The organism is Acidimicrobiales bacterium (assembly GCA_035531755.1).
In the GTDB taxonomy this organism is placed as follows: Bacteria; Actinomycetota; Acidimicrobiia; order Acidimicrobiales; family UBA8190; genus DATKSK01.
Genome location: DATKSK010000053.1, coordinates 1 through 23212 on the forward strand (window position 1 = coordinate 1; position 23212 = coordinate 23212).

Genomic DNA, 23212 nt, shown 5'->3' on the forward strand with positions numbered 1-23212 from the left:
TGAGCTCGAGGCGCTCACCCTCGCCATGGTGGAGTCCGATCCCTGTTGGGACGATCACGCTCGCCTACGGACCACCCGCGCCCGCAACACTGTGGACAAGACGCGGTCGAAGACCCGTTAACCCGCGCGGAGGCCACGCCCGCGACTGCATCCGACCTGGTCACGACCTAACGTGAACACCTCACTGTCGTCTCTCACCACTGTGGCCGGTCGAGGGGTGTGCGCGGCCGGCCCCTCGACTCCCACCGGGAGAGCGGGATTCGAGGCCAATGGATAACCTTGTGCCATGGCGCTACCGAGGATCATCAGTGTGGACGACCACGTCGTGGAGCCTTCTCACGTCTGGCAGACGTGGCTGCCGGAGAGGTACCGGGAGCGGGGGCCTCGCGTCGAGCGCAAGCGGTGGGGGTCCTTCAAGCACCTTTCGGGCGCGAAGTACGACATGGTCGAGGACCCGGAAGGGGACTGGGGCGACGCCTGGTACTACGACGACGAGCTGATCTACGTGCAGAAGAAGTTCGTGGCCATCCCGCAAGCGTCGACCACGCTCGACGAGCACGGCAACATCGTGTTCGACCGCACACAGATGACGATGACCGCCACCACCTACGACGAGATGCGCAAGGGGTGTTGGGACCGCGACGAGCGTGTGAAGGACCTGGCTCTCAACTACACGGACGGCTCTCTCCCGTTCCCGACCTTTCCTCGCTTCTGCGGGCAGACCTTCTACGAGGGCAAGGACAAAGAGCTCGGCCTGGCCTGCGTGAAGGCCAACAACGACTGGATGGTCGAGGAGTGGTGCGAGCCGTCGGGTGGCTACAACATCCCCCTCTGCATCATCCCGCTGTGGGATGCGGAGCTCGCTGCCGCCGAGACCAAGCGCAACGCTGAACGAGGCGTGCGTGCCATCGCGTTCAGCGAGATGCCGACGCGCCTGAAGTTGCCGAGCATCAACACCGACTACTGGGATCCGCTCTGGGCCGTCTGCAACGACTACGGCGTCACGGTGTGCATGCACGTCGGATCGAGTAGCTCCAACCCTGTGGCGTCGCCGGATTCGAACAAGGCCGTGGGCGTCACGCTCGGCTTCAACAACGCCATTGCGTCCCTGGCCGACTGGCTCTTCTCGGGGAACCTGCTCAAGTTCCCCGAGTTGAAGCTGGCGTACTCCGAGGGCCAGATCGGCTGGATCCCCTACGTGCTCGAGAGAGCGGACACCGTCTGGGAGATGCACGACGCGTGGACGCACGCCAAGGACAAGATTCCGGTCCTGCCCTCCACGCAGTACTACGGGCGCATCTTCGGGTGCTTCACCGCCGACCGCCACGGGCTGCGCTCGCTGGAGGAGGTGGGTGAGGACAACATCTGCTTCGAGACGGACTACCCCCACACCGACACCACCTGGCCGTACTCCGAGGCGTACATCGAGAAGCTGTGTGCGGGTCTCGACGACGCTGTCGCTTACAAGATCCTGCGAGGCAACGCCATCCGGATGCTCGATCTCGACCGGGTGTAGCCGGCCCTGCTCGTCTGAGACGCCGGGGCGCTCCCGGGCGGGATCTCGGCATCCTGCCGATCGCCCCGGGCCGGACCGTGGGCTACGGTCCTGCGGATGTCGGACTTCGACGCCATCGTCATCGGCGCCGGGCATAACGGCCTGACGGCGGCGGCCGTCATGGCGCGCGGCGGCCTGCGGGTCCTGTGCCTCGAGAAGAACCACTTCATCGGCGGGATGTCGACCACCGCCGAGCTGATCCGCGGGTACCGCTTCGAGCTGGCCGGGTCGATCCAGTTCCCGCTGCCGAACGAGATCTTCGAGGACCTCGGGTTCGACGCGTGCCCGATCTACGAGCCCGAGGTGCAGTCGGCCAGCATCGGACCGTCGGGCCGCCCGCCCATCCTCCTGTACTCCGACCCCGAGCGGCTCCTGGCCCACCTGGGCGAGACCCTGGGCCTCGACGCCGTCATGGGCATGGCCGAGGTGGCGGCCTGGGCCGAGGCACCGGCCCGGGCGATCGGGCGGTTCGACGTGCGCAAGCCACCGCGGTCCCTCGACGACATGTGGGACTGCGCCTCGAACGAATCTGAGCGCGAGGCCATCCGCACGGCGATGTTCGGCAGCGTCATGGACGTCGTCGACCGCTTCCTTCCCGATCGCGACAAGCACGCCCAGGTCCGGAGCATGCTGAGCTTCCTGGCGGTCAATTCGACCTATCTGGGCCCGTACTCGCCCGGCAGCGCGCTGTGCCTGGCCTTCGCCCTGGCATCTCCCGGCGACGCGACGATGTCGAAGGTCCGAGGCGGCATCGGCACCATGTCCGAACACCTCCGGCGGCTGTTCGAAAAGAGCGGCGGCGAGCTGCGCCGCCACGCCAAGGTCGCCAGGGTCGTGTCGTCAGGGGGGCGGGTCGAGGGCGTCGCACTCGGGGACGGGGAGCTGATCACGGCACCGGTGGTGGTGTCCAACCTCGACCCCACGGCGACCTTCACCCAGCTGCTCGACCGTGACGAGCTGCCCGACGCCTTCGTCCGGCGGGTCGAGGCCATCGACCACCGGGCCGCGTACTTCCAGATCCACTTCGCCCTCAGCGGGCTGCCGGAGTTCGCGCCGCCCTACGACGTCCTCAACGAGGGCGCGCTGCGCCGGAACGTGACCTTGTTCGAGACCGCCGAGCAGATGCAGCGCGACTACGAGGGCTGCATCCGTGGCCTCGTGCCCGAGTCACCGTCGTTCAACCTGGGGATCCCGACCCTCGAGGACGCCGACCTCGCCCCCGCGGGGAAGCACGCCGCCAGCAGCTTCGCCTTCTACTTCCCGATCGGCGCCAGCCGCGCCGACCAGGCGCGGCTACGCGACGAGATGGCGGGCCGGATGGTCGCCAAGGTGGCCTCCTTCGCTCCCGACTTCCCCGACCTGATCGAGCGGCAGTTCAACTACCCGGCGTACACCTACGAACTGATGTTCGGATGCACCGGCGGTGACTTCACGCACGGGCTGCTCCAGCCGGCCTTCATGGGGCCGTTCCGTCCGGGCCCGCGGGGTTGGGCGGACAACCCGGTGCCGATCGACGGGCTGTACCTCTGCGGGGCCGGTTGCCATGGCGGCCCCGGCGTCACCTTCATCCCCGGCTACAACTGCGGCTACGCCGTGCTGGACGCCGCCGACCGTTCCCGCGCGTAGCGGACCTGGCGCTCCACGAAGGCCAGGTACATGGCCATGGCGAACGCAAAGCTGGTGAAGAGGCTCATCACGAAGAAGATCCACGGGGCCCGCAGCTTCCGCCTTCGACCGTCCACGATCGTCCACAGGGGCAGCAACACCACGTTGGCGATCGTGTAGTCCTGGGCGGCGGAGTCCGACGCCCAGTTCGTGAAGAGCATCTTCGTGTAGTCGACATAGCTCGCCCGGTGCGGGTACGTGTGGACGTATCGGATGTTGAAGTACCAGCCGAGGCACAACGAAGCCAGGCCCACCGCGTAATAGACGCCCTCGAGCGGTGACACCCGGCTGACGGGACCACCGCCGAAGAGGTGCCGGTTCCAGGCGAACGCGGCGGCCGTGGTCATGATGCCGAGCACTGCGAAGAACGTCAGCGATGCCGTCATGGTCGTCCCCCGGGTCCGTGGCCCCAGGCCGGCCTCCGCCCACCTGGAATGTCGCGCCCACCTGGAATGTCGATGGTGACGACACGGAACCTAGGTCGCGGGCCTCGGGGGGGGCCAGTACCCCTGGCGCGCCCGGCGAGGCCCCTCGGCCCCGAGCGCCGCGGGACCTTCGCCTCTGGAGCTTCGGGCCCGGACCTTCGATGATGGGAAGGCAGTACCGAGCCACCTGAACGAAGACAGTGCCCGCCGGCTCAAAGGTGGAACGCCCCAGCGCTCTCCGCCGTGTCACAACGGGGCGCGAGCCTCGGCGCCGGGAAGGGCGAGTTGGAGGGACCGTGCCCACGTTTGCCGCCCGGACGATCGTCGGTCGACGCACCAAGTACCTTGTCCTGCTGTTCTGGCTGATCGTGGTGATCGTCGCCGGGCCGCTCGCCGGGAAGCTGTCGGGGTCCGAGAAGAACGACGCCAAGTCGTGGCTGCCCGGGAATGCGGAGTCCACCAAGGTCCTCGAGCTGCAGCGAGCGTTCCGGTCGCCCAACCTGATCCCCGCCGTGATCGTCTACGACCGGGCTGGCGGACTGACGGCGGCCGACCGGGCCAAGGTCGTGTCCGACTCGCGCCGTCTGGCGTCGGTGGCGCACATCGACGGGCCGTTGTCCGAACCCGTGTTCTCCGCTGACGGGAAGGCGGCCGAGGTGATCGTGCCACTCGACCTCGGGCCCAACGGGTGGGAGCGGGCGGGCAAGGTGGTCGACCGGATGACGGCCATCGCCCAGGGCGAGCCCGGGCTCGCCGTGCACGTCACCGGGCCCGCCGGGTATGCGGCGAACTCCGCCGACGCCTTCAAGGGGATCGACAGCACGCTGCTCTACGGGACGCTGCTCGTCGTCGTCGTCATCCTGCTGTTGACCTACCGCAGCCCGCTGTTGTGGTTGCTGCCCGTCATCTCCGCCGGCGTGGCGCTCATCAGTGCCGAGGCGGTGATCTACGAGCTGGCCAAGCACGCCGGGCTGACGGTGAACGCCCAGAGCGCGGGGATCCTGACCGTGCTGGTCTTCGGGGCCGGGACCGACTACGCCCTGCTCCTGGTGGCGCGCTACCGCGAGGAGCTGCGCCGGCACGAGGACCGGCACCAGGCCATGCTGGTCGCCCTCCGTCGTGCCAGCCCCGCCATCATCGCCAGCGCCAGCACCGTGATCCTGGGCCTGCTGTGCCTGTCGTTCGCGGAGACGAACGCCACCAAGGGCCTCGGGCCCGTGGTCGCCATCGGCGTCGCCGTGGGGCTGCTGTCGATGATCACGCTGCTCCCGGCGCTGCTCGTCACCGTCGGGCGCTGGGTGTTCTGGCCCGTGCGCCCGAGGTTCGGTTCCTCGGAGCCGACCGCCACGGGACCGTGGGCGCGCATGGGCGACCGCATCGCCCGACACCCGCGGCGCGTGTGGGTGGTGACGGCCCTGGCGCTCGGGGCCATGGCGGTGGGCGTGACGACCCTGCACGCCAGCGGGCTCACCAACAGCCAGTCGTACCGGGGGCATCCGAGCGCCGTGGTGGGCCAGGATGTCCTCGCCCGCCACTTCCCCGGCGGGGTGGGCAGCCCGGTGATCGTCATCGCCGACGCCGGGGCGTCGGCCCCGGTGCAGAGGGCCCTGGCCGCCACGCCGGGCATCGCCTCGGTGGCCCCCGCGGTGACCGGCGACGGGAAGGTCTTCCTGCAGGGGACCCTCAGCGCTCCGCCCGACAGCAAGGCGGCGTACAGCGTCGTCGACCAGGTGCGCACCGCCGTCCACCGGGTGGGGGGAGCCGACGCCAAGGTCGGGGGCGACACCGCCGTCAACCTCGACGTGCAGCGCGCCGCCGCCCATGACCGGAACGTGATCATCCCGATCGTGTTGCTCGTGGTGTTCGCCATCCTGGCGCTGCTGTTGCGGGCCGTCGTCGCGCCCGTCATCCTCATCGCAACCGTGGTCCTGTCGTTCCTGGCCGCCCTCGGCATCAGCGCCGTCGTCTTCCGCCATGTCTTCGGCTTCGCCGGCGCGGACACCGCGCTCCCCCTGTACATCTTCATCTTCCTCGTCGCCCTGGGGATCGACTACAACATCTTCCTGATGTCGCGCGTCCGCGAGGAGTCCGAGCGACAGGGGACGCGGGTGGGCGCGCTCACCGCCCTGGCGGCCACCGGGGGCGTCATCACGTCGGCGGGGTTCGTGCTGGCCGGCACCTTCGCCGTGCTCGCCACCCTGCCCCTGACCACCTTCGTGGAGATCGGCTTCGCCGTCGCCTTCGGGGTGCTGCTCGACACCATCGTGGTCCGCTCGGTCCTGATGACGGCGCTCAACCTCGAGATCGGCGACTCCATGTGGTGGCCGAGTCGACGGCGCCGGCGGCCGGAGCCGGCTGCCGCGCCACCGGCCGCCGGCGAGCGCGAGCTCGTCCACAGCCGCTGAGCCCGGAAACGGTGGGCGGGATCGTGCCGACCGGCCCCGCCCGCAATAGGGTTGGGCCGTGCACGACGCGGTCACCGTCCACATCGCCGCTCCCCCCGACCAGGTCTGGGACCTGGTGAGCGATGTCACCCGGATCGGCAAGTACAGTCCGGAGACCTTCGAGGCCGAATGGCTCGACGGCGCCACCGGTCCCGCCGTCGGCGCCAGGTTCCGCGGCCACGTGAAGCGCAACGGCATCGGGCCGGTCTACTGGACGACCTGCACCGTCCTCGCCAGCGTCCCCGGACGAGAATTCACGTTCGGCGTCGGTCCGGGCGACAAGCCGCTCAACGTGTGGAGCTACCGGATGGAGCCCGCCGGAGACGGCACCGACATCACCGAGTCGTTCCGGTTGGCCGACTCCCCACCCCTGCGCCTCTACTGGTTCCTCCTCGGCTGGGCTCGGGGACGGACCAACCGCAACGGCATGCGGACCACGCTCGAGCGGGTCAAGGCCGAGGTCGAGTCGCCGTCGACGTGAGCGGCCCCGCTAGGTGACGCCCTGGGCCCGGCAGGTGGCCGCGGCCGAGGCCACCTGCTGCTGCAGGTGGGCCCCCTGGGCGGCCGACAGGTCGGTCGACGTCAGCTCGCCGTAGTTGCCGGGGCCGACCGCCGCGATGACACCGTCGGCGACGCACCGACCCATGGCGAAGTCCACCGTGGCGCCGGTCATGATGGCGTCGATGACCTGGGCGCGCGCCGACAGGACGTCGAAGGCCGTCGGTGTGACGACCGGAGGCGCCGGCGCCGTGGCCCCCGGGTCGCACGAGCGCAGGTCGACCCGCCGGCCAGCCTGCGTCACCGCCGCCCCGGGAATGCTCAGCGCCCACTGGCGGCCGGCCGCCACCAGCCGGGCCGACGCATCGGCGCTGCCCATGACGACGTCGATGGCGACACACGTCTTGCCGTGGTCCGAGTACGGCACCGAGTTGTCCCCCTGCCAGCCCTGCACCGCCGCCCACGCCGGGCCGTAGCCCAACCTGCTGCCGAGCACCTCGAACAGCGACACCTGCCCGAACGGGCTGGGCGTGTCGATCCGGTGCTCGCCGGCGGCGATCGAGGGCACCCGGACCCGGACGGGCTTCCACCCCACGGGGTAGGCCGCCGGGTCCACGATCTGGGCCTCGGCCACCGGCGGCTTGCGGAACGCAGCGTCCACCGCGGTGTTGCCGCCCTGGGAGGACAGTGAGTCGACGAAGGTCGGGCCGAACGCGTACGGGAAGCTCAGGATGTCGCTCAGGATCTCGGGGACGTCGCCGGTCTGCCCCGAGCTCTTGTCGAGCTGGGCCTGTTCGCGCTGGAACAGCTGCTGGTCGGCCGGCGACAGGCTCTGCTGGTAGGCGTTCTCGATGCGCACCGCGTCTCCCTCGACGAGCGCCGTGAGGGCGGAGCCGTCGGTCGCCTTCGCTTGGTCCTGCAGCTTCGCCAGGTCGAAGTACTGGTCCTGCAGGGCGTGGGTGAGCTCGTGGGCCAAGGTGACCCGGACGTAGGGGGTGAAGGCTCTGCCCCGCACGAAGACGGTCTTCTTGTCGTCGACGTACAACCCGACGACGTCCGCCTGCTGCAGCGTGTTCTCCGACGCCGCCAGGTTGACCTTGCCGTGCACGAGCCCGAGCGCCCGCAGCTCTCCCAGGGCCCGGCTCATCGCCAGACGGTCGGACTTGGCGGTCGGCGCCGGGACGCTGACCTGCTTGTCGAACTGGGCGTTCCCCAGGAACTCGATGGCGACCGGGTGCTTGAAGGTGAGCCCGCGGTGCTGCTCGTCGAAGTGCACGATCCCGAGCACGCGGGGGTCCCAGGTGGTGGTGCGCCCGGACACGGCCACGAACACCCCGATGGCCACCAGCACCGCCGCCAGGGCGGCGCCGCCCCAGCGCAGGGGGCGCCGGCGCACCACGCCCCGCTCGTCTGCGGCCGGTGCGCCGACGACGAACATGTCGCTGCGCGGCCCCGTCGGGACGGGCGCAGGCTCCTGGAGGACGGGCCGCCAGTAGCTGCTGGTCTGCGCGCCCGGCGTCGCCACGCCCGGCGGCGGGCCCGGGGCCACGACCGGGGGGCCGGAGGGCGGCGCCGTGAACGACCCCTCGCCGAGCCCCGCCGGAGACGGGTGCTGGGCGGGTGGGTACCACTTGCCGTCCATGGCCATCCACCAGCCGGCGCGCTCCTGATCGTCGCCCACGAGCGACCTCCATGTCGCGACATCGACCCGCCGTCGGTGCCGGGTGCTCGCACCTGACGGCGCGGCCGCGTCCTGACGGTATCGACCCCGAATTGCGGGTCCTGTAGCCGGGCGCGTCCGGACGAGCACGGCCACCGAGAGCCGGGCACGCAGAGTCCCGTCCGGGCGGCCTCGGCCCCCAGGCCTGCACTTCGAGTTGCCCGCCCCCGAGCCCGCCCCCGAACCGCCCCCCGCCCGGTCCCGCAACGGGAAAGCCGGCCCCTCAGCCGGTGGGCGGAACCGCCTCGGCGCTCGCCGCCAGCGCCGACGTGTCGCTCAGGCGGATCTCGCGCAGGCACACGGCGAGCACGATCGTGAGCAGCGCGAAGGGCACGGCCACCCAGTACACGCTGTGCAGGGCCCGCACCATGGCCTCGGCGATGGCGTGGCGCACCGGCGTCGGCAGCGAGTGCAGGGCCTTCGGCGAGACGTTGAGCCCCGAGGAGCTGACCTTGATCCCTCCGCGGTAACGCGCCGGGAGCAGCGACGGCAACGTGGAGTTCACCCGGTCGACGAAGATGACGCCGAACAGGGCGGTGCCGAAGACCGCGCCGAGGGACCGGAAGAAGACGAGCGCCGAGGTGGACGTCCCCATGTCCCGCGGCGCCACGGCGTTCTGCACGGCGAGCACCGTGTTCTGTATGACCATGCCCATGCCCGCCCCCAGCACGAACAGGTAGACGCTCATCGTGACGTGCGAGGTCTGCGTGGTGAGGAACGTCAGCAGCCACAGCCCGAGGGCGGTGAGCAGCGCGCCGAGCACCGGGAAGACCTTGTACCGCCCCGTGCGCGACACCAGGCGTCCCGACGTGATCGACATGGTGAGGAGCCCGCCCATGAGCGGGAGCAGCAGCAGGCCCGACACCGTGGGGGTGACACCGTCGGCGATCTGCAGGTAGAAGGGCACGTAGACGATGGACCCGAACATCGCCATGGCCTGCAGGAAGGCGATGCCACCCGCCACGCTGAAGATGTCGTTGCGGAAGAGACGCGGCGGCAGGATCGGTTCGGGGGCGACCCGCTCCCACAGCACGAACACCACCAAGAGGGCGGTGCCGGCCACGGCCAGGCCGACGATCACGCCCGACCCCCACGCGTACTGCGAGCCGCCCCACACCGTGACCAGGAGGAGCGCGCTCACCGACATGACGAGGAGCAGCGACCCCAGGTAGTCGATGGTGTGCTCGAGGCGGCGGAACGGCAGGCGCAGGACCGCCGTGGTCACCGCCAGGGCGACGATGCCGAGCGGCACGTTGATGTAGAACACCCAGCGCCAGCTCAGGTGCTCGGTGAACAGGCCCCCGATGAGCGGCCCGGCCACACTGGCGAAGGCGAACACGGCCCCGAAGTACCCCTGGTAGCGACCACGCTGGCGCGGCGACACGATGTCGCCGATGGTGGCCATGGCCAGCGCGATGAGCCCGCCGGCGCCCAGCCCCTGCAGGGCCCGGAAAGCGATGAGCTGGTCGATGCTGTGGGCCAGACCCGACAGGATCGACCCCGCCAGGAAGATGACGATGGCGATCTGGAACAGCTTCTTCCGGCCGTAGAGGTCCGACAGCTTGCCGTACAGCGGTGTGGTCACCGTCGATGCCAGCAGGTAGGCGGAGACCACCCAGGACAGGTGGCTCCCGCCGTGGAGCGTGGCCACGATGGTGGGCAGGGCCGTGGCCACGATGGTCTGGTCGAGGGCGGCCAGCAGCATGCCGAGCATGAGGCCGCTGAAGACGATGAGGACCTGGCGGTGCGTGAGGGCCACGCCGGGCACGGTGCCACCGACGCCGTCATTTGTCGGTGCCGGCGTCGGTGCCGGTTTGGGCGCCGGTTTCGGTGCCGGCGTCGGTTTGGGCGCGTCTTCGGTCGCCGCGCGGCGGCCCCCGCCGACCAGGGAGAGACGCGCCCCGGCGCCGGTCGCCTCGTCGTCGGGTCGCTGGATGCTCATCGCCTGCCACCCCTCTGCAGGTCGTCCGCAAGACGCGCCAGGGCCTCGGCGATGGCGACACGCTCGTCGCCGTGCCACCCGACCAGCGCGCTGCGCAGGACCTCGCGGCGCGCCTCGCGCACCGCGTCCAGGACGGAGCGGCCCCGGTCCGACAGGCCGAGAAGGCAGGCGCGGCCGTCGACGGGGTCCGACTCCCGTGTCACCAGGCCACTGTCGACGAGGTGCCGCACCTGCCGGCTCACCGTGGACAGGTCGAGCTCGAGCAGGCTCGCCAGGTCGGACAGGCGCACGGACCCGCCCGACTCGTCCAGGCGGAACAGGACCCAGTACCCGGAGCGGTCGACGTGCTCGCCCTCGCCCAGCGCCTGGGCGGGGACGCCGAGGCGCAGCACCGCCCGCGCCACGCGGGTGAGGGCCAGCTCGAGCTCGTCGGCAGCCGTGTCGGTGCGTGCGCCGGCGACGGCCGGTTTCCGCTGGGAGCCGGGGGGCGCGACGCCCTCACCGGGACCGACGGGGCGCGGCGGACTCGGGGCTTTGGCTTTCACGGCCAACGGGAGCTCTCCGGAGGGAAGAGGGGGGCCATCTGCTTGGTACAAACAAGTATCTGTCCCGGCGAGGAGCAGCGCAAGACGGCTGGGCGGCGGCGCTGCCCCGGGACGGGACAACTCGGACAACTCGGTCCGGGCCGAGCCTGCGCGGGCGCGGGCGCTACGACAGGTAGCGGGAGGCGAAGGCGGCCAGCGCCTCGGGCACCTCGCGGGTACGTGCCCACGGGCTGACGATGAGCCGGTCCACGCCGGCGCCCGCGAAGGCGTCGACATCGGCGTCGCTCGCCACCGAGCCGCCGACGGTGACCGTGAAGCGCCCGGTGGCGCCGGCCTGAGCGCGCAGCCCGGCCAGGGTCTCGAGCGGCGGGCGGACCGAGTCGGGCGTGTGGTTGAGCCCGATCCAGCCGTCGTGGCGCGCGGCGCGGCGCAGGGCGGCGGGCGACTCCCCCCCGACGATCACCGGCGGGTGGGGCCGCTGCACCGGCTTGGGCTCGAACATGACGGTGCCGAAGTCGAAGAACCGCCCGTGGTGCTCCACCCGGTCCTCGGTCCACAGCCGCGTGCACACCTGCAGCGCCTCGTCGAGCCGCGCCCCACGCGTGTCGAAGTCGAGGCCGGCCGCCTCCCATTCGCTGCGCAGCCAGCCCGCGCCCACGCCGACCTCGAGGCGCCCCCCGGACACCACGTCGGCGGTCTGCACCGCCCGGGCGGCGACGAAGGGATGGCGCAGGCCCAGGTTGTACACGTGGGTGCCCAGCCGGATCTGCCGGGTGCGGCCGGCCAGGAACGACAGGTAGCCGAACACGTCGAACACGGGCGTCGACGGCGGGACCGGCGGGTGTTCGGCGCCGGCGAAGGGGGACCCGGCCATGTCGACCGGCAGCACGAGGTGCTCCGGGAACCAGATGGACTCGAACCCGAGCTCGTCGGCCATGGTCACGGCCTCGGCGAACATGCTCGGGTGCATCCGCCCCAGGGCGATTCCGAACCGCACGGCCCGCACGCTACCGGGCGCACGGCGCGCCGTCGGGGGACAGGCAGCACGGCGCAGGCGCAGGCGCAGGCGCCGGCGCCGGCGCGCCGACCGGTGCATGGCGCTCCGCCCATGACCACCACCGGGCGAGCGCCGGAGTGGCCCCGGTGTCGACGATGCGGCCGGCCACCACCATGGCCACCACATGGTGCCCGGCGTCACCCAGCGCGGCAGCCGCGCTGCGCACGCGCGCGCCGGTGACCCAGGCGTCGTCGAGAAGCAGGACCCGGCGCGCACGCGGCGCGCCGAGGACGCGGAACGCCGCCTGGTCCGGGGAGAGATGGCCCAACCGTCCGGTGCGCCCGGGTTCACGCTCGAGCCGTAGGCGGGGCAGGCCGGCGAAGCACGGCGCCGCGTCGACCACGGCATCGATCGGGTGGGGCGCCGGGACGCGGCCCGGGCCCCGTGCCGACGAGGGCACGGTGGCGAGGGCGTCCCATCCCCCGCAGGCCTCGGCCGCGCACCCGCCGTGTGCCGCCATGAAGCGCTGCACGTGGTCGGTCAGGCGGCCGGCGAAGTGCCGGCGCACCGAGGGCCCCGGCGCGTCCTTGTACCCGCGCAGCACGCGGTGGAGCGGGTCGCCGGGGCGGCACACCGCCATCGGCACCACCACCGGGCACGGGCGCCCGGGGTGGCCCAGCGCCGCACCCACGGCCCGGCAGCACCAGCAGTCGGGGCGCCCGTCGCGCGCCGGGCCGTGGCAGGTGGCGCACACCCCCGGGCCGGCGCGGGGGACGGGAAGCCCGAGCGCACCACCGGCCCCGGCACCCCCACCGGCGTCGATCCCCATCCCGGCGCGGGTCCCGGCTGGGCCGGCGAGCCCGGCGATCGCTCCCGACACGCTCCCACCTCCGGATGTCCGGCGGCTGTCCAAAGGCGACGGTGCGCCGGCAACGTGCCCCGAGGGCCCCGGCCGGTGGGCCGGGTCAGCCGGCGTCGCGATGCAGCAGGAAGGTGCCCGTCGACCGGCTCACCATGCGATCCTGGTCGTCGCGGGTGGTGGCCTCGGCGTAGGCGACCTGGCGGGCCATGCGCACCACCTCGCCACGGACCCGCACGGGCTCGCCCAGCTTGGCGGGCCGCATGGTCTCGGTCTTCATCTCGAGCGTGCCCCGGGTGCGGTCCCGACCGGCCAGGGCGGCGTTGATGGCGAAGTTCATCGAGGCGTCGAGGATCAGCGAGTGGATGCCGGCCTGCACGATGCCGTGGGGGTTGCAGGCCAGGGCGGTGGGGGTCCAGGTGGCCTCGACCCAGCCGAGGTCCTCGCCGTCGACCCCGTAGGCGGTGAACGAGGCGCCCACCAGCCCGATGACCTCCATGCCGCCGTCGCCCAGCCAGCGGTCCATGTCCTTCACGCGCCCCGTCACGGCGGCCACCGTAGCCCTGGGGTGTCCGGCCGGGCACCGGGGCGGCTCGGGTTTGACCACTGCGCCGGCGCCGGGACAGAATCTTGACCGAGCGGTCAGTTTCTGGCGCTCGGAGATCGACAGGCCGGAACGGCGTCCCACCGGGCGGCGCCGCCGGACCAGGAAGGAGCGCAGCCATGACCACCGCCGTCATCGTCGACGCCGTTCGCACCCCCGGGGGGCGCAGGAACGGCAAGCTCCGGGGCTGGCACGCCGTGGACCTGGCCGCCGAGCCGCTCAAGGCCCTCGTGGAGCGCAACGACCTCGACCCCGCCCTCGTCGACGACGTGATCATGGGCTGCGTCATGCAGGTCGGCGAGCAGGCCCTCAACGTCGGGCGCAACGCCGTGCTCGCCGCCGGCTACCCCGAGTCGGTGCCGTCGACCACCATCGACCGCCAGTGCGGGTCCTCGCAGCAGGCGATGCACTTCGCCGCCCAGGGGGTGATGGCGGGCGCCTACGACGTCGTCATCGCCGCCGGCGTGGAGCACATGACGCACACGCCGATGGGCTCCTCGGTTGTCCGGGACCTCGGGTTCCCGTTCGGGCCGACCATGATGGGCCGCTACGCCGAGCGCGGCGGCCTCGTGTCGCAGGGCATCTCGGCCGAGATGATCGCCGACCAGTGGGAGCTGTCGCGCGACGACCTCGACCGCTTCGGCGCCCGCAGCCAGCAGCTCGCCGCCCAGGCCACCGCCGAGGGCCGCTTCGAGCGCGAGATCCGTCCGCTCGCCGTCAAGGACGACGAGGGCGCCCCCACCGCCGAGACCGTCTCGACCGACGAAGGGGTGCGCCCCGACACCACCGCCGAGGTGCTCGGCAACCTGAAGCCGGCGTTCAAGCCCGACGGCAAGGTCACCGCCGGCAACTCGTCGCAGATCACCGACGGTGCCGCCGCCGTGCTGATCATGAGCGAGGAGAAGGCCAACGCGCTGGGGCTGACGCCCCGGGCCCGGTTCCACGCCTTCTCGCTGGCGGGCGTCGACCCTGTCACCATGCTGACCGGTCCCATCCCCGCCACGCGCGCCGTGCTCGAGAAGGCCAAGATGTCGATCGAGGACATCGACCTGGTCGAGATCAACGAGGCCTTCGCGTCGGTCGTGCTGGCGTGGGAGAAGGAGCTCCACGCCGACATGGACCGGGTGAACGTGAACGGCGGCGCCATCGCGCTGGGCCACCCGCTCGGGTGCTCGGGCGCCAAGCTGATGTCGACGCTTCTGAACGAGCTCGAGCGCAGTGGCGGCCGCTGGGGCCTCCAGACGATGTGCGAGGGCGGCGGCATGGCCAACGCCACCATCATCGAGCGCCTGGGCTGATCCGACGGCCACACCGACGACGGCGCGCCGCCGTCGTCGTCAGCGGTACTGCGTGGCGACGACGAAGCCCCCGGCGATCAGGACGATCCCGCCGACGAGGTACCAGTTGCTCGGCCCGGCCGGCAGCACGTTGAAGTAGTTCAGGACGATGACGAGCGCGCCGACGATCAGCAGCACCAGGATGAGCGGCCCCATCCACTTGGGGCTCACCTTGACACTGCGCGGGATCGGCGGGGTGTATCGCCCACTGGGCGTCGCCGGACGGGTCACGGCCCGCCCCGTCGCCCGCCCGGAGGAACGACCCTTGCGCGCCGCGTTGCCGGGGCCCTGCTTGCTCGCCATGCACCGAGGATAGCCACGGCGGGCGTCGTAGCCCGGGCCGGGGACGGCGGGTGGGCCACGACCGGCGCCGTCCGGGACCGAGGGCGCCGTCTGGAGCCGGGGGCGCTGGGGACGACCCACGGGTCGGGGCGCGAGCCGGGGCCGGTACAGTCGGGCACCGTGGGCACCCGGGTCCTGCTCGTCGACAACTACGACTCCTTCACCTACAACCTGGTGCAGGAGCTGGGCGAGCTCGGCGCCGAGCCCGTCGTCTACCGCAACGACGCCATCGACGTGGCCGGCATCCGGGCGTCGGGCGCCGACGGCGTCATCATCAGCCCGGGCCCGGGGCGCCCCGAGGACGGGGGCGTGAGCATGGCCGTCGTGGCCGAGCTCGGCGGCGAGCTCCCGATCCTGGGCGTGTGCCTGGGGCACCAGTGCATCGGACAGGTCTTCGGCGGCCGCGTCGTCCAGGCGCCCGAGCTCATGCACGGCAAGACGTCCGCCATCTTCCATACCGGCGTCGGCGTCTTCGCCGACATGCCCAACCCCTTCGAGGCCACCCGCTACCACTCGCTCGTGGTGGAGCGAGACTCGCTGCCCGACGTGCTCGAGGTCACCGCCGAGACCGCCGACGGCGTCGTCATGGGGCTGCGCCACCGCGAGCTGCCCGTCGAGGGCGTGCAGTTCCACCCCGAGTCCATCCTGACCTCGGCGGGTCCCGACCTCCTCGCCAACTTCCTCGGGGCGTTGGGAGCCGACCGGCGCTGACCGCACCGGGTCGGTCGGTCCGCCGACTCCGACCCGGTGACGCCCGCCGCCCGGCGGGCGCTCCGGCTGAGCCCTATCGACTCTTGCGGTGGTGCGCCGACGTCGTGGTCGTCGTCCCCCCCGTCGTGGTGGAGGTCGTGGCCGAGCAGCTCGGATAGCTGGCCACCGTGATGGTGACCGTGGTCCCCGAGCCCACGGACTTCCCGCCCGAGGGGCTCTGCGACTGGACCAGGCCGTCCTGAGTCGGGTCCTGTGTCGACTGGCAGATCACCACGGGGTTGAGGTTGGCACTCTGCAGGGTCGACACCGCCTGCGCCTGGGTGGAGCCCGTCGTGTCGGGCACGAGCACCGACGAGGGCCCGTGCGACACCACCAGGTTCACCGACGCGTTCGCCGGCTCCTGGGCACCGGCCGCCGGGTTCGTGCTGATCACGTTGCCCGGCGGGACCGTCGACGACGCCTGCTGGGTGATGGTCCCGCACTGGAACCCGGCCTGTCCCAGGCGGTTGCACGCCGTGTTCTGGTCGAGCCCCGTCACGTCGGGCACCGCTGTCGTCGTCGGCGCCGTGAAGATGTTGACCGTTCCCCCCGGAGCGATGCCCGTGCCCGACTTCGGGCTCTGGTCGCAGACGATGTTCTGCTGCGTGCAGCTGTTGCTGAACTGCACGTTGGCCTGGAGGCCTTCCTGCTGCAGCTGGGCCTTGGCGGCGGTCACCGACTGGTTGACGAGGGGAGGGACCTGGACCTGCGGGCCCCGGTTGCCGGTGACGATGGTGACGGTCTGGCCCTTGCGGACGGTGGTGCCCTTGGTCGGCTGGGTCCGAAGCACCTGGGTGTTGGGGGTGTTGTTGGCGGTCCTGTCGGCCTGGACCTGGGTGTGCAGGCCTTCGTGCTGCAGGGTGCGCTCGGCCTGGGTCACGGTCTGGTTGACGACGTCGGGCATGGAGAACGAGCTCGTCCCCCCGAGGTGCCACCAGCCGAGGGAGTTGCCGAGGAAGATGACGACGACCGCCAGCGCCACCAGCAGCAGGCCCAGGATGGCGGCGTAGAGCCTGGTGCGGCTGGGCTCGCGCTCGTCCTCGACGGCGCCCGCCCCGACGGCACCGATGGCTTGCGTCTTGCCGCTGACCGCCCCCACGGCCTGGGTGGTCTGCGGGCCGCCCTGCGGCGCCACCGCCCCCACGACGCGTCCCTCCCGGAAGCGCAGCAGGTCCATGCGGAGGTCGTCGCCCGTGGCGTAACGGTGGTCGGGCGACTTCGCCATGCACTTGAGGATGATGGCCTCGAGGTCGGGTGGGACCGCGGGGTTGATCTCGCGCGGTGCCGGCGGGTGCTCGCGCACGTGCTTCGAGGCCACGGCCACCGGCGTGTCGCCCAGGAACGGCGGGCGTCCCGTCACCATCTCGAACAGGACGACGCCCAGGGAGTAGATGTCGCTGCGCGAGTCGACACCCATGCCCTCGGCCTGCTCCGGGGAGAAGTAGGTGGCGGTGCCCATCACGGCCCCGGTCTGGGTGAGGCTCTCCTCGGTGTTCACGGCCCGGGCGATCCCGAAGTCCGTGACCTTGATCGTGCCCTCCTCGGTGATGAGCACGTTGCCGGGCTTCACGTCACGGTGGACGACGCCGTGGCGGTGCGCGTAGGACAGCGCTCCGGCCACGTCCGCGGCGATCTCGGCGGCGCGGTCGGGGTGCAGCGGCCCCGCCGTGCGCAGGATCGACGACAGCGGCCGGCCGTCGACGAACTCCATGACGATGAAGTAGGTGCCGCCGTCCTCGCCCCAGTCGAACACCGGGACGATGTTGGGGTGCGACAGGTTGGCCGCCGCCTGGGCCTCGCGGCGGAACCGCTCCACGAACGAGCGGTCGACCGACAATTCGGGGAACAGCACCTTGAGCGCCACCGGGCGGTCCAGGAGCTGGTCACGCGCCCGGTACACCTCGGCCATGCCACCTCGCGCCACCAGGTGCGACAGCTCGTAGCGTCCCGACAGCACGCGGGGGGTCTTCGTCGGCTCCATGCGGGTCAGAGCCTACGTCTCGTCGGATTGCGGGCTGGGACAGCCACGGTTCGTCTCCTCGTCGGTCGTTCGGGGATGGGTCGCCCCGCCACCAGGTGCACGGCGGGGCGCCCGCAGGCGGTCCTGGGCGTCACTGGCCCGCCAGGGCGGCCTGGATCATCGTCCGCATCACCGGCCCGGCCACCTCGGCGCCCGTGGCCGACAGCGACTGGTGCGGGATGACGACGGCGACCGCCACCTTGGGCTGCGACGCCGGGGCGAAGGCGATCATCCAGTCGGTCGTGGCGCTGTTGCCCTGGCCCACCTGGGCGGTACCGGTCTTGGCCGCCACGTCGTCCTGCGGGGGGAACCCCACACCCGAAGCCGTGCCGTACTTCACGACGTTCTGCATGAGGCCGGCCACCGCACTGGCCGTCTTCTGGGTGGCGGCCCGGAGCCAGGGCGTGGGGGCGTAGCGCTTCACCAGATTGTTCTGCGAGTCACGGATCTCGTACATGACGTGGGGGGTCATCACCTCGCCGCCGTTGGCGATGCCGGCCGCCACCAGGGCCATCTGCAGCGGGCTGGCGATGGTGCACTGCTGGCCGATCGAGGAGTTGGCCAGGAAGATCTGGGCGTTGCGGTAGCACGCGGGCTGCAGGAACTGAGACACCTCGTACCGGCTGTGGGGCAGGTCGATGGGTGGTTGCTGGTTGAAGCCGAAGGCGTCGGCCTGCGCCGTCATCGAGGCCGCGCCGACGCGCGTCCCGAGGATGGCGTAGCCGGTGTCGCACGACGGCGGCAGCATGGTGGCGATCGTCCCCCCGCACCCGGAGGAGCCGTAGTTGCACAGCGGCCGGTTGGGGGCCTGGCCCCCGAGCGTCCCCCCCGGGATGCAGGTGTAGTACGGCATGGGGGTGTTGACGAGGTTGGGGGCGTGCTCGTAGGCGGCCGTCGTGGTGACGATCTTGAACGTCGACCCCGGCGGGAAGATGTCCTGGTACGCGAGCGACACCGCCGGCGCGAAGCCTGTCGCCGGGTCGGCCGCGTTGTCGACCTTGAACGCCTCGGCCTCCGTGGCGATGTCGTTCACGGCAAGGGGGTTGGGGTCATAGGTCGGGTTGGAGTACATGGCCCGGACCGCCCCGGTGGTCGGGTCGAGCACCACGATCGCCCCGGCCCGGCCGCCGAGGGCCTGCTGGGCCGTCAACTGCAGCTTGCTCGACAGGGTCAGTGTGACGGTGTCGGTCACCACCGGCGTGGTGAGCAGGTCGCCGATGGTCTTGATGGGGCGGTTGTGCGATTGCATGTACGACGCGTAGACGTCCTCCACGCCCGTGGCCCCGAAGTTGTAGGACAGGTAGCCGGTGACGTGGGCGAACAGCGCCCCCTCGGGGTAGACGCGCTGGTACTTGTAGGCGCCCTTCTTGGCCCGCACCGACTGGGCCAGCACCACCCCGTCGGCGCTCTGGATGACCCCGCGCGGCTGGTCGTACTGGGCCTCGATGACCGCCGGATTGTGCGGCGAGGTGGCGTACTGGTGGGCCTTCACGACCTGCACGTTGTTGAGCTGCAGGAACAGGGCCAGAAAGCACGCCACCATGGCGACGCCGAGCCATCGGATCCGTCGTGCCATCTCAGGCCGCCCTGGGCGCCGCGGGGGCGGAGCCGGCGCCCGGCGCGCCGAGTCCCCGCGTGGTGGTCGACGTCGACGACGGGCTCGCCGGCGCGCTCGTCGTCGTGGTGGTGGTGCAGTAGGCGGGCGGGGCCGCCAGGCTGCACACCGCCTCGCGCAGGCCCGACACGTAATTGTGCGCCGCCTCCAGGGACGGCTCCTCCACCCCGCCGCGCAGGGCGGGCAGGTCGATCGACGGGATCTGCGCGGTGGTGATGTCGTAGCGCTTCACGATCTTCGGCTGGATGCCCACGAACCCGCCCCGGCGACCCTGGTAGATGACGATGTTGTCGTGGTCGAGGGCCACGAAGTAGGAGTTGTCGACGTACCAGTGCACGACCGCGTACCCGGCGTAGCCCAGGCCGCCCAGCACGACGAGGAACAGCAGCACACGCACGGTGACCCGGCGCGGGACGTGGATGCCCAGGTGATGGTCGGCACGCCCCGACGCGGCGCGGCTCGGGCCCGGGGCTGCCGAGCGGCCCAGCACGGCGGTGCCGGTGCCGTTCGCCCTGACCGGCGTGTCGCCTACCGGTGCGGACACCCCGGATCCGAGCACGCGGGGCGCGGAGGCCCCGGGGGCGGGCGAGACACCGGAACCGGCCAGGGCCGTGACCGTCCCGCCTACGGGCGACGCCCCGGCCGAGGCGGCCCGGCCCGGCCCGGCACCCCCGGCGGCGGCAGCCACCGTGGCCGCGGCCCCGCCGGTCCCCGCCGCCTGCTCGCCCACGACCACGTCCAGCACGACGGCGGTGACGTTGTCGTTCCCGCCGGCCTCCACGGCCAGGTGCACCAGTGTCTCGGCGGCCTCCCGGGGGTCGCGTGTCGCCGACAGGACGTCGGTGATGCGATCGGGCCGGACCTCGTTGGTCAGGCCGTCGCTGCACAGCAGGAAGCGGTCGCCCTCCTCGGGGACCACCTGCCAGACGTCCACGGACACGTCCGGCCCCACGCCGAGCACCCGGGTCAGGATGTGGCGGTGGGGGTGGACGGCGGCCTCCTCCTCGGTCAGTTCGCCCCGGGCCACCAGCTCCTCGGCGACGGAGTGGTCGGTCGTGAGCTGCGACAGCTCGCCGTCGTGGAAGCGGTAGGCCCGGGAGTCGCCCACGTTGGCCAGCGCCAGGCGGTCGCCCTCCTCGCCGGCCACCAGGGCCGCGGCGATCATGGTCGTACCCATCCCCCGCAGCGCGGGCTCGGCGTGGCCGCGATCGAACACGGCCCGGTTGGCGTCGTGCACCGCGCTCACCAGGCCTTCCACCGACGGCCTGCGGCCGAATCCCGCCTGCAGGGCGTCCACGGCCGTCCGTGCCGCGATCTCGCCACCGACGTGGCCGCCCATACCGTCCGCCACGGCGAACAGCGTGAGGCTCTCGAGTGCGAAGTCCTCGTTGACCGTTCGCACCCGACCGACGTCGGAGGCCGACCCCGACCGCAGGACGGTCAACGGCCCTCCGTCCGGGCCCGGTTCACCGCGACACCTCGAAGACCGTGCCGCCCACCTGGAGCAGGTCTCCCTTGCCCAGCTTCACCGCCGCCCCGATGCGCTCGGCGTTCACCCAGGTCCCGTTGGTCGATCCCAGGTCCTCGACCCACAGCGTGCCGTTACGCCGGAACAGGCGGGCGTGGATGCCCGACGTGAAGGCGTCCTCCACCCGGACCCCGCACCCGGCCGCCCGGCCCAGGGTGACCTCGTCGGAGATGTCGAACGCCTGACCCCGGTGGTCCGCGGGCTCGATCACCTTCAGTTGGAGCTTGCCGCTACGGTCCCGCCGGTCGACCGAGGGGTGGGCGCCCCCCGCCAACTGGACCTCGGCCGCCGCGCCACGCACCTTGGGGGGCCGCACCTCCACCCAGACGGCCCGGATCACCCGCAGGAAGAAGAGCCAGATCAGGGCCACGACCAGGACTTCGAGCGCCCGCAGGAGGTTCTGGTTGTCGAGCGAGGTCAGCAAGAGCACGGCTGCCTCCCCCTCACGAGGTCTCGAACCGGATCGTCGTCGTGCCCACGGTGACGTCGTCACCGTCCATGAGCACCCGCTCCTGGACAGGGACCCCGTTCACCCGGGTGCCGTTGGTCGACCGGAGGTCGACGACGACCACGTCGCTGCCGTGTCGCTTGATCTCGGCGTGGCGGCGGCTCACGTTGGGGTCGCTCAGGACGATGGTGCACTCGGGGAGCCGGCCGATCTCGACCGTCTCGGTCCCGAGGACGATCCGGGAGCCGTCCGGCATGACCAGCGATCCGGCCGACAGGCCGTCGGGCCCCTCGCGCACCTCGGCGGTCACCCGGTAGCGGCCCGCCCGCGTGGACGGGTCGCTGTGGATCTCCACGTCGACGGGGCCCACGAACACGTAGCCCTCGCTCCGGGCGTGCTCCCGGGCGGCGTCGCCGAGCTCGCGGGCGAGCACGTCGGCGAAGCTCTGGAAGCGCTCGGCGTCGTGCGGCGACAGCGTGATGCTGAAGGCGTTGGGCGCGATGAGCCCCTTCACGCCCACCCGGCGCAGGAGGTCCATCTCCCGTGTGAGGCGGCGGGCGATCTCCACGGGCTGGATCCCGCCGCGCAGTGCCTTGGAGAACGCACCTTCCACCAGACGCTCGAGGCGCTGCTCGAACTGTTGGAGTCCCATCGTGGTGGCCAAGCCTACCGGCGCGCTGTGCCCGGACGGGGTTCCGGGGACGGTGTCAGCCGAGGTGAGAGGGCACGACACGCCGTCGGCCACCACAGGTGTCAGGTCGTGAAGTGGGCGGTCGACCACACCCCGCAGTCGTCTCGTCACGCGAGTCGCACGGCCGACAGGCGAAGGGCCCGGAGCCGTCAGGTATCGTGACCGGGTCGCTCGGGCGAGTGGCGGAATTGGCAGACGCGCAGGATTCAGGTTCCTGTGTCCGAAAGGATGTGGGGGTTCAAGTCCCCCCTCGCCCACCCAGGGGTCCCGACAAAACCGGGCGGGACCCGACGACAAAACCAGTCTTCCGGGGGCTCCCCGGCTCCTGTCACAGCGGTGCTGAGCATGATCCGCTCCTGCAACCCCACCTTTTCAGCCCCATCAACCTGGCCAGGACGTTGAGGGTGCCCGCGGACGCGGTACGGGGCGCGCTCGGACCTCGAGGGTCCCTAGAGCAGGACGGCGGTGAAGGAGATCACGCCGTGAGCGGTGGGTCAGGCGGCGTCGCCTTCGCAGCCGGGACGGCCTCGGGCCACCACGACTCGATGGACAGCGTGCGTCGGCGGCGTGGGAGACGCCGGACCTTGCCGCTCTTGACCGCCGCCAGCTCGGCCAGCGCCGACGCGATCTTGCGCATGTTGGCGGCCAGCACCAGGAAGGCGACGAAGACGCTCTGAGCGGCGACACCGCGGACGCGGCGACGCTCGGCGTCATCGAGAGCCTCGTGGGCTCCGTCCTTGATGAAGCCGTTGAAACCCTCCACCGAGTTCCGCAACGTGGCGTAGTGGGCATGCCACCGGTCGCTCTGGTAGAGGAGCTCCTGGCTGAGCTTGGCCCCCGCCTCAGGGGGGACGGTCAAGCTCTGCTGGGTGCAGATGCTCGGAGGGTGGGCCTGCACCTCGGGACGCACGAGGACCCGCTTCTTGCCCTGGGTCTTGATGCTCACGGACTGGGGCTTGAGATCGCACCGGAGCACGGGGCAGGGGTTGGCTGCGGGACAGCGCACGCGGACATGTCCGTCGGCATCGGGTCGCGCCTTGGGCAGGATCAGGTAGCCCCACCGCTCCTTCAGCCGGGCTCGGTAGAGCGGCTCGTCGATGACACCGTCGCGGAAGTCCTTGGTGGCGTTGATGAGAGCCTCGGGGAGCGAGGCGCAGTACCAGGCCCCCTCGACCTGGATCATGCCGCCGAAGGAGTCCTGCACGCCGAGCTGGTTGCTCTTGTAGT

20 protein-coding genes and 1 tRNA gene are annotated in these 23212 nt (G+C 71.6%); 7 read left to right on the forward strand and 14 right to left on the reverse strand.

Annotated features, from left to right (window positions below):
• Window positions 1-310: 310 nt before the first annotated feature.
• A complete protein-coding gene (locus VMV22_10895; protein ID HUY22830.1) occupies window positions 311-1516 on the forward strand; it encodes an amidohydrolase family protein in 1206 nt (401 codons plus the stop codon).
• A 96-nt stretch (window positions 1517-1612) separates the two neighbouring features.
• Complete coding sequence (locus VMV22_10900) at window positions 1613-3181, forward strand: NAD(P)/FAD-dependent oxidoreductase (protein ID HUY22831.1); 1569 nt, start codon at window positions 1613-1615, stop codon at window positions 3179-3181.
• Here the strand turns inward: VMV22_10900 and VMV22_10905 are convergent.
• A complete protein-coding gene (locus VMV22_10905) occupies window positions 3142-3606 on the reverse strand; it encodes a DUF2834 domain-containing protein (GenBank protein HUY22832.1) in 465 nt (154 codons plus the stop codon). The genes VMV22_10900 and VMV22_10905 overlap by 40 nt on opposite strands.
• A 335-nt stretch (window positions 3607-3941) precedes the next feature.
• On the opposite strand from VMV22_10905, the gene VMV22_10910 reads away from it, so the two are divergent.
• Window positions 3942-6050, forward strand: a complete 2109-nt coding sequence (locus VMV22_10910) for an MMPL family transporter (GenBank protein ID HUY22833.1) — start codon at window positions 3942-3944, stop codon at window positions 6048-6050.
• A gap of 58 nt (window positions 6051-6108) precedes the next feature.
• A complete protein-coding gene (locus VMV22_10915) occupies window positions 6109-6570 on the forward strand; it encodes an SRPBCC family protein (protein ID HUY22834.1) in 462 nt (153 codons plus the stop codon).
• 9 nt (window positions 6571-6579) lie between these two features.
• On the opposite strand, the gene VMV22_10920 is transcribed toward VMV22_10915, so the two are convergent.
• The 6 genes from VMV22_10920 to VMV22_10945 all read right to left on the reverse strand — a co-directional run bounded on the left by VMV22_10920 (window position 6580) and on the right by VMV22_10945 (window position 13197).
• On the reverse strand, window positions 6580-8268 hold the full coding sequence (locus VMV22_10920; GenBank protein HUY22835.1) for a hypothetical protein: 1689 nt from the start codon (window positions 8266-8268) through the stop codon (window positions 6580-6582).
• 262 nt (window positions 8269-8530) lie between these two features.
• Complete coding sequence (locus VMV22_10925) at window positions 8531-10249, reverse strand: MDR family MFS transporter (GenBank protein HUY22836.1); 1719 nt, start codon at window positions 10247-10249, stop codon at window positions 8531-8533.
• Window positions 10246-10794 carry a MarR family transcriptional regulator gene (locus VMV22_10930; protein HUY22837.1) on the reverse strand — a complete coding sequence of 183 codons (549 nt, stop codon included), beginning with the start codon at window positions 10792-10794 and terminating at the stop codon, window positions 10246-10248. Before VMV22_10930 ends, VMV22_10925 begins: the two co-directional genes overlap by 4 nt.
• A 163-nt stretch (window positions 10795-10957) precedes the next feature.
• Entirely contained in the window at window positions 10958-11791 is an 834-nt protein-coding gene (locus tag VMV22_10935; GenBank protein ID HUY22838.1) for a TIGR03619 family F420-dependent LLM class oxidoreductase, read from the reverse strand.
• A 10-nt stretch (window positions 11792-11801) separates the two neighbouring features.
• Entirely contained in the window at window positions 11802-12671 is an 870-nt protein-coding gene (locus VMV22_10940) for a hypothetical protein (GenBank protein ID HUY22839.1), read from the reverse strand.
• 85 nt (window positions 12672-12756) lie between these two features.
• Window positions 12757-13197 (reverse strand): PaaI family thioesterase, encoded by a 441-nt coding sequence (locus tag VMV22_10945; protein HUY22840.1) that lies wholly within the window; start codon window positions 13195-13197, stop codon window positions 12757-12759.
• A 176-nt stretch (window positions 13198-13373) separates the two neighbouring features.
• On the opposite strand from VMV22_10945, the gene VMV22_10950 reads away from it, so the two are divergent.
• Complete coding sequence (locus VMV22_10950) at window positions 13374-14552, forward strand: thiolase family protein (GenBank protein ID HUY22841.1); 1179 nt, start codon at window positions 13374-13376, stop codon at window positions 14550-14552.
• A gap of 39 nt (window positions 14553-14591) precedes the next feature.
• Here VMV22_10950 and VMV22_10955 read toward each other — a convergent pair whose 3' ends face one another.
• Window positions 14592-14894: a cell division protein CrgA gene (locus VMV22_10955; protein ID HUY22842.1), complete on the reverse strand. Its 303-nt coding sequence runs from the start codon at window positions 14892-14894 to the stop codon at window positions 14592-14594.
• Window positions 14895-15053: 159 nt separating this feature from the next.
• On the opposite strand from VMV22_10955, the gene VMV22_10960 reads away from it, so the two are divergent.
• Window positions 15054-15644 carry an aminodeoxychorismate/anthranilate synthase component II gene (locus VMV22_10960; GenBank protein ID HUY22843.1) on the forward strand — a complete coding sequence of 197 codons (591 nt, stop codon included), beginning with the start codon at window positions 15054-15056 and terminating at the stop codon, window positions 15642-15644.
• 73 nt (window positions 15645-15717) lie between these two features.
• Here the strand turns inward: VMV22_10960 and pknB are convergent, their stop codons facing one another.
• From pknB to VMV22_10985, 5 genes are all read right to left on the reverse strand, one after another.
• Window positions 15718-17664 carry a Stk1 family PASTA domain-containing Ser/Thr kinase gene (pknB, locus tag VMV22_10965; GenBank protein HUY22844.1) on the reverse strand — a complete coding sequence of 649 codons (1947 nt, stop codon included), beginning with the start codon at window positions 17662-17664 and terminating at the stop codon, window positions 15718-15720.
• A 130-nt stretch (window positions 17665-17794) separates the two neighbouring features.
• Window positions 17795-19279 carry a penicillin-binding transpeptidase domain-containing protein gene (locus VMV22_10970; protein ID HUY22845.1) on the reverse strand — a complete coding sequence of 495 codons (1485 nt, stop codon included), beginning with the start codon at window positions 19277-19279 and terminating at the stop codon, window positions 17795-17797.
• 1 nt (window position 19280) lies between these two features.
• On the reverse strand, window positions 19281-20762 hold the full coding sequence (locus VMV22_10975) for a Stp1/IreP family PP2C-type Ser/Thr phosphatase (GenBank protein HUY22846.1): 1482 nt from the start codon (window positions 20760-20762) through the stop codon (window positions 19281-19283).
• A 22-nt stretch (window positions 20763-20784) separates the two neighbouring features.
• On the reverse strand, window positions 20785-21276 hold the full coding sequence (locus VMV22_10980; protein ID HUY22847.1) for an FHA domain-containing protein: 492 nt from the start codon (window positions 21274-21276) through the stop codon (window positions 20785-20787).
• A 13-nt stretch (window positions 21277-21289) separates the two neighbouring features.
• Window positions 21290-21946, reverse strand: coding sequence for a DUF3662 and FHA domain-containing protein (locus tag VMV22_10985; protein HUY22848.1), 657 nt, complete (start codon window positions 21944-21946; stop codon window positions 21290-21292).
• 212 nt (window positions 21947-22158) lie between these two features.
• On the opposite strand from VMV22_10985, the gene VMV22_10990 reads away from it, so the two are divergent.
• Window positions 22159-22242, forward strand: a tRNA-Leu gene (locus VMV22_10990).
• 218 nt (window positions 22243-22460) lie between these two features.
• On the opposite strand, the gene VMV22_10995 is transcribed toward VMV22_10990, so the two are convergent.
• Window positions 22461-23212 (reverse strand): hypothetical protein (locus VMV22_10995; protein HUY22849.1); only part of this gene is annotated, 752 nt, incomplete at its 5' end.

Coding starts and splice junctions, on each gene's coding strand:
- VMV22_10900 (HUY22831.1), top strand. CDS start 1,613: ATGTCGGACTTCGACGCCATCGTCATCGGCGCCGGGCATAACGGCCTG.
- VMV22_10905 (HUY22832.1), bottom strand. CDS start 3,606: ATGACGGCATCGCTGACGTTCTTCGCAGTGCTCGGCATCATGACCACG.
- VMV22_10925 (HUY22836.1), bottom strand. CDS start 10,249: ATGAGCATCCAGCGACCCGACGACGAGGCGACCGGCGCCGGGGCGCGT.
- VMV22_10950 (HUY22841.1), top strand. CDS start 13,374: ATGACCACCGCCGTCATCGTCGACGCCGTTCGCACCCCCGGGGGGCGC.
- VMV22_10955 (HUY22842.1), bottom strand. CDS start 14,894: ATGGCGAGCAAGCAGGGCCCCGGCAACGCGGCGCGCAAGGGTCGTTCC.
- pknB (HUY22844.1), bottom strand. CDS start 17,664: ATGGAGCCGACGAAGACCCCCCGCGTGCTGTCGGGACGCTACGAGCTG.
- VMV22_10970 (HUY22845.1), bottom strand. CDS start 19,279: ATGGCACGACGGATCCGATGGCTCGGCGTCGCCATGGTGGCGTGCTTT.
- VMV22_10985 (HUY22848.1), bottom strand. CDS start 21,946: ATGGGACTCCAACAGTTCGAGCAGCGCCTCGAGCGTCTGGTGGAAGGT.